Annotated in this window: 5 protein-coding genes; 2 read left to right on the plus strand and 3 right to left on the minus strand. The window is 68.9% G+C overall.

The window, feature by feature from the left end; all coding sequences use genetic code 11:
• Window positions 1-34: 34 nt before the first annotated feature.
• Both AC5WS7_RS22315 and AC5WS7_RS22320 read left to right on the plus strand, forming a co-directional pair.
• Window positions 35-562 (plus strand): hypothetical protein, encoded by a 528-nt coding sequence (locus tag AC5WS7_RS22315; protein ID WP_495956506.1) that lies wholly within the window; start codon window positions 35-37, stop codon window positions 560-562.
• A 25-nt stretch (window positions 563-587) separates the two neighbouring features.
• Entirely contained in the window at window positions 588-986 is a 399-nt protein-coding gene (locus AC5WS7_RS22320; protein WP_495956507.1) for an NUDIX hydrolase, read from the plus strand.
• Window positions 987-994: 8 nt separating this feature from the next.
• Here AC5WS7_RS22320 and AC5WS7_RS22325 read toward each other — a convergent pair whose 3' ends face one another.
• The 3 genes from AC5WS7_RS22325 to AC5WS7_RS22335 all read right to left on the minus strand — a co-directional run bounded on the left by AC5WS7_RS22325 (window position 995) and on the right by AC5WS7_RS22335 (window position 4,444).
• Window positions 995-2,833 carry an MFS transporter gene (locus AC5WS7_RS22325; protein WP_495956508.1) on the minus strand — a complete coding sequence of 613 codons (1,839 nt, stop codon included), beginning with the start codon at window positions 2,831-2,833 and terminating at the stop codon, window positions 995-997.
• A 101-nt stretch (window positions 2,834-2,934) separates the two neighbouring features.
• Entirely contained in the window at window positions 2,935-3,312 is a 378-nt protein-coding gene (locus tag AC5WS7_RS22330; protein WP_495956509.1) for a hypothetical protein, read from the minus strand.
• Window positions 3,313-3,844: 532 nt separating this feature from the next.
• On the minus strand, window positions 3,845-4,444 hold the full coding sequence (locus tag AC5WS7_RS22335) for a Uma2 family endonuclease (protein WP_495956510.1): 600 nt from the start codon (window positions 4,442-4,444) through the stop codon (window positions 3,845-3,847).
• Window positions 4,445-4,567 lie beyond the last annotated feature (123 nt).

The raw sequence follows: 4,567 nt of genomic DNA on the forward strand, positions 1-4,567 counted from the left end.
ACGGTGCTGTCCTGGGTAGGAAGGACCGAGGGCGATGGTACGTGCGGGCGTGGTACCCGGGCAGCGGGCGCTGATCTACGGCACGCTGGGTGCGCTGGCGACAGCGCTGATCTGCGGGGCGATCGTGGCCGCGTTCGGCGTGAACCGCGTGTTCACCGGACTGTTCGCGGGCATCGCCGTCGGGATCGCGGTGCTGGTCGCGCTGTTCGGGCGTGATGTGGTCGTACTGACCGATCGGGCGATCTCCCGGCGTACCCCGTTGCACGAGAGCGATATCGCCTGGGAGCGGGTCGTTGCCGGGCGATTCACGCTGGACGAGCGGGCGCGCTGGGCGCTGGCGCTGGACCTGTCCGGCGGTGACGAGCGGCACGGGGAGTTGGTGTTGCTGTCCATTCCGCCGGTGGTCCGCCCGGTGTCCAACGCCTATGAGCACCGCAAGCGCGAACAGGTTGCGCAGATCCGGAAAATGTTGCGGCACAAGAAGGTTCCCGTGACAGTGCTGCCCGAGATCGCGCACGCCCTGCACGAACACTGGAAGCTGGCGCCGCCCACCGCCCGCTGACCCCGGAGAACCGAAGGTGGACACCATGATTCGCACCGCGGCGCTGGCCTACGTCCGCGAACGCCGTCTGCTGCAGGCGCGTTCGGCGGGCAAAGACGTGTTCTACATGGCGGGCGGCAAGATCGATCCCGGCGAAACTCCGGTCCAGGCCCTGCACCGCGAGGTCCGCGAGGAACTCGGCGTCGAGGTCACCGAGTACGCCGAACTGGGCGTCTTCGAATGCGAGGCGTACGGCCACGCCCCCGGCACGGCGCTGCACATGACCTGCTTCACCGCCGACCTCGGCGGCGAGCCCCGGCCGACCAGCGAGATCGCCGAACTCCGCTACTTCACCGTCGGCGAGTACGCCGCCATGCCGCACGTCGCGCCGGGCTCGATGCTGATCTTCCGCCACCTGCACGAGTTGAACCTCATCGATTGGTGATTCCGCGCTCAGCCCGCGGTGCCGGGAGTATCTCCTCGCGCCCGGTCCGGTTCGGGCTCGGTAGCCGTCCGCCCCGCATCGTCGCGTACCTCCCCGACCGCATCGGGCCGCGTACCCGACGTCGAATTCGACGCTGTGGTAGCGCCGGAATCCCGTGCGCCGTCGGCGGTACCGTCCGGCGCCTCGACAGTGGCGCCCGAGGTTCCGCCGGGCGCGCCATCGGGAACCCGGTCGGTCGGGGTTCGCCCGGCGCCGCCCGGAATTCGCGTGGCGGCGAACAGACCCAGGAGCAGGATCGCGGCGGCGACCAGGAGGGCGGCCCGGGTGGCATCGGTGAAACCGCGGGCGAGGGCGTCGACGACGGCGGTATCGGCGTGATGGGCGCGCAGCGCGGCGATGGCGCCGCCGGCCGAGTCGCGGGTGGCGACGGTGATCTCGCGGGCCGCGCGATGCGGCAGACCGGGTAGCGCGGACAGGCGGTCGGGCAGCGCGTTCCCGAGCGAGAGGGACAGCGTGCCGCCGAGAATCGCCACGCCCAGCGACGCCCCGAACCCGACCAGTGTGGCCTGTGCGGCCCGGGCACGGCGGTAATAACCTCGCTCGGGCGGAGTTCCGCCCAGCGTGAGGGCGGTGAGATGGGCACAGGTCGCCCCGAGACCCGCGCCGTAACACACCAGCAGAACCGCGATCCACCAAGCCGAGATGTCCGCGCTGATGAACAGGGCGGTGAGCGCGATGGCGACGGTCTGGATCGCCAGGCCCAGCCGCAGGATCCGCGCCCGCCCCAGATCGGCCGCGGGTCCGCGGGCGACCAGCGCGCCGAGCAACGCGGCCAGCGCGGCCACCGCGACGACCAGGCCCCCGCGCAGCGTGGACAGGCCCAGCACGTCGACCAGATACAGCGGCAGCACGAACAGCAGCCCGAATACGCTCAGCGCACTCGCGAACGACGCCGCAACACCCCACCGGAACGCGGGCGAGCCGAACAGCGAAAGATCCAGCAGCGCGGGGCGATTCACCGTTGCCCGATGATGTTCCCAGAGCAGGAACAGGGCCAGCAGCACGAGCCCGAGCAGCATCAGCACCGGGCCCGGCGAGGCCGACGCGCGCGCCGACCAGTGCAGTCCGAATACATCGAAGGTCCGCAGCGGCCGGCCCCAGCCGTAGACGGACCCCTCGATCAGCGCGAAGACAACCACCGCGAAACCCGCCGCGCCGAGCAGGAAGCCGTCCACGTCCATACCGCGATCCTCGGTGCGTACCTCGGGGACCACGGCGAGGATGCCCGCCAGCAGCACCGCGCCGATCGGCACGTTCACCAGGAAGATCCAGGGCCAGGTGAACGAGGTGGTCAGCCAGCCGCCCAGCAGCGCACCGAGTACCGCCACACCGCCGAGTGCGATACCACCGGCGGTGTGCGCGAGGGTCCGGTCGCGGCCGCGGAACACCGCATCGATCGCGCTGAACACTCCCGCCGGAACACATGCCGCACCGGCGCCCTGCACGATCCGGCCCCAGATCAGCAGGTTCGGATGATGCGCCGCCGCGGCGAGCAGACTGCCTGCGACGACCAGCACCACGCCGATAGCCATGAGTGTGCGCATACCCACCCGGTCACCCAACCGACCGGCGCTGACCAGCAGGGCCGCGAACACCACCGAATAGGCGCTCAGCACCCACTGCGCGGCGGCGAACCCGAGACCCGTCGCGGCGATGATCGCCGGCAACGACACCCCGATGATGGTGGCATCGAATACCAGCGTGCCCGCGGCCAGCGCGAGCACGCCCAGCGCCAACCACCGCGCCCTGCCCCGCAGCGGTTCCGAATCGACCTCGGTGTCCGTCATGCGCCGCTCCCGCCGTCGCCCGACAACAGTCGAGGAATCAGTCTACGGGGCGTTTGCCCATAATTGGCTACGGCCCGATTCTGATTACCGGCGCAGGGTGATCATCCCGGCGGTAGGTTGCCCGCGGCCAGCACCGCGTGCGCGACCGCGACGCCGTGTGCGGTGCCGCCGGTGCGGCCGGGACCGCTCAGGCCCGTCCGTTGCAGGGCGTTGTCCAGCCGCGCGGTCCACTGCGGATACAACGCGGTCAGGACGGTATGCGCGGCGACCGCCATGGCCGTCTCGGGCGCTGAACCCGGCTCCGGGACCGGCGGCTCCGCCAGATAACTGCGATACGGCACCGAGGCGATACTGCGATACGCCTCGTACATGGCCAGATGGGTCATCGCGAGCGCGCGCGCCACCCCTCCGACATCGACGACGTGCTCCGACCTGTCCGCCCCGAGCACCTGAAGGTTCCAATACAGGATCTGATCCACCGTCTGTTTCCTAATTCGCTGGGCCGCGGACCGGCCCGCTGCACTGCCGCGACCCGACGGACGATCCGTCCTCCCCCACGATCCGCCGATCCCGCACGGAAATCGCCAGTACTGCACTACCTGTATCCGCTAGTGACGCGCAACACCCGCCCGAGTACCGTCGACCCGCCGCATCGCCCCGAAACCGTCTGCCCCACAACAGGTACCGCACTTCCGGATCCTGGTTCACCGACACGGACCACCCCGCACGCGTTTGCGCGGCAGCCGTGGGCCTGCATGACAACGAACATGCATACCGGCGACGACCACGCAGGATCGCCGATGAGGCCGGTCCATACCCCGGCGAGTCCGCAAGACCGCGCACCGGCAACGACGCCGGCGCAATCCTTGCGGCGTCATAGCCGGCGGGCACTGTCGCAGAACAAACGCCAGCGCATCGACGTGGCCGATTCCGGATGACCGCCACCAGAACATCCGCGACAGACCGGTCGTCATGCCAGACCGGTCGTCATAGGGCGCACCCGGCCGAACGTCAGCGCATCAATGTGGCCGGATCGACGGTGAATTCGAACGGTGACTTGAAAGTCACCGATGTCCCGGCCGATGCGCGGTTGGTGAGCTGGTACTCGCCGTCGTCGCCGCGAGCGTAAGCGAACAGCACCGGCAACTCCTCACCGGGCAGACGGCCTTTGCAGGGATCGATCTCGATGCGCCAGTAGTTCGGAATGCCGGCTTCGGCGTAGATGAGCGGTTTGACCATGCGGTCCTGCATGGTCGTTGCGGTCGAGACGATCTCGACAGCCAGAATCACCTGTGCCGCCGGCACTCCCGGGCGGTCCATCGGGATATCCCCTGTTGCCACAATCAGATCGGGGATCGGCACATCTTCGCCGGTCAGCACGCCAACTCCGGCGATGCTGAAATGCCTCTCCGGCAATACTTCCTCGAGGGCGCGATCCAACCATTTGAGCAGCCGCTGGTGTCTCGGCGTGGCACCGGCACCCACGATGATCTGGCCGTTGATGATCTCGCAGCGAAACCCGGCCTGCCGTAACCGTTTCAGACCGGTTGTGGACCATTCTCCCGACTCCGGCGAGCGTGATGTCGAGTGCCCGGGTGCGGACTTCGGCATGCATTCCCTCCCCACTGTAAGCAACTATCACGATCCCCCTGCCAACCTGTGCGGCTCGCAGGTGTTTCGACCCCCGACCGGGTGGTGAGCGCCGGAAGTTCGGCGCTCACCACCCGGTTGGAT

This window comes from Nocardia sp. PLKS1-43, from assembly GCF_059510335.1.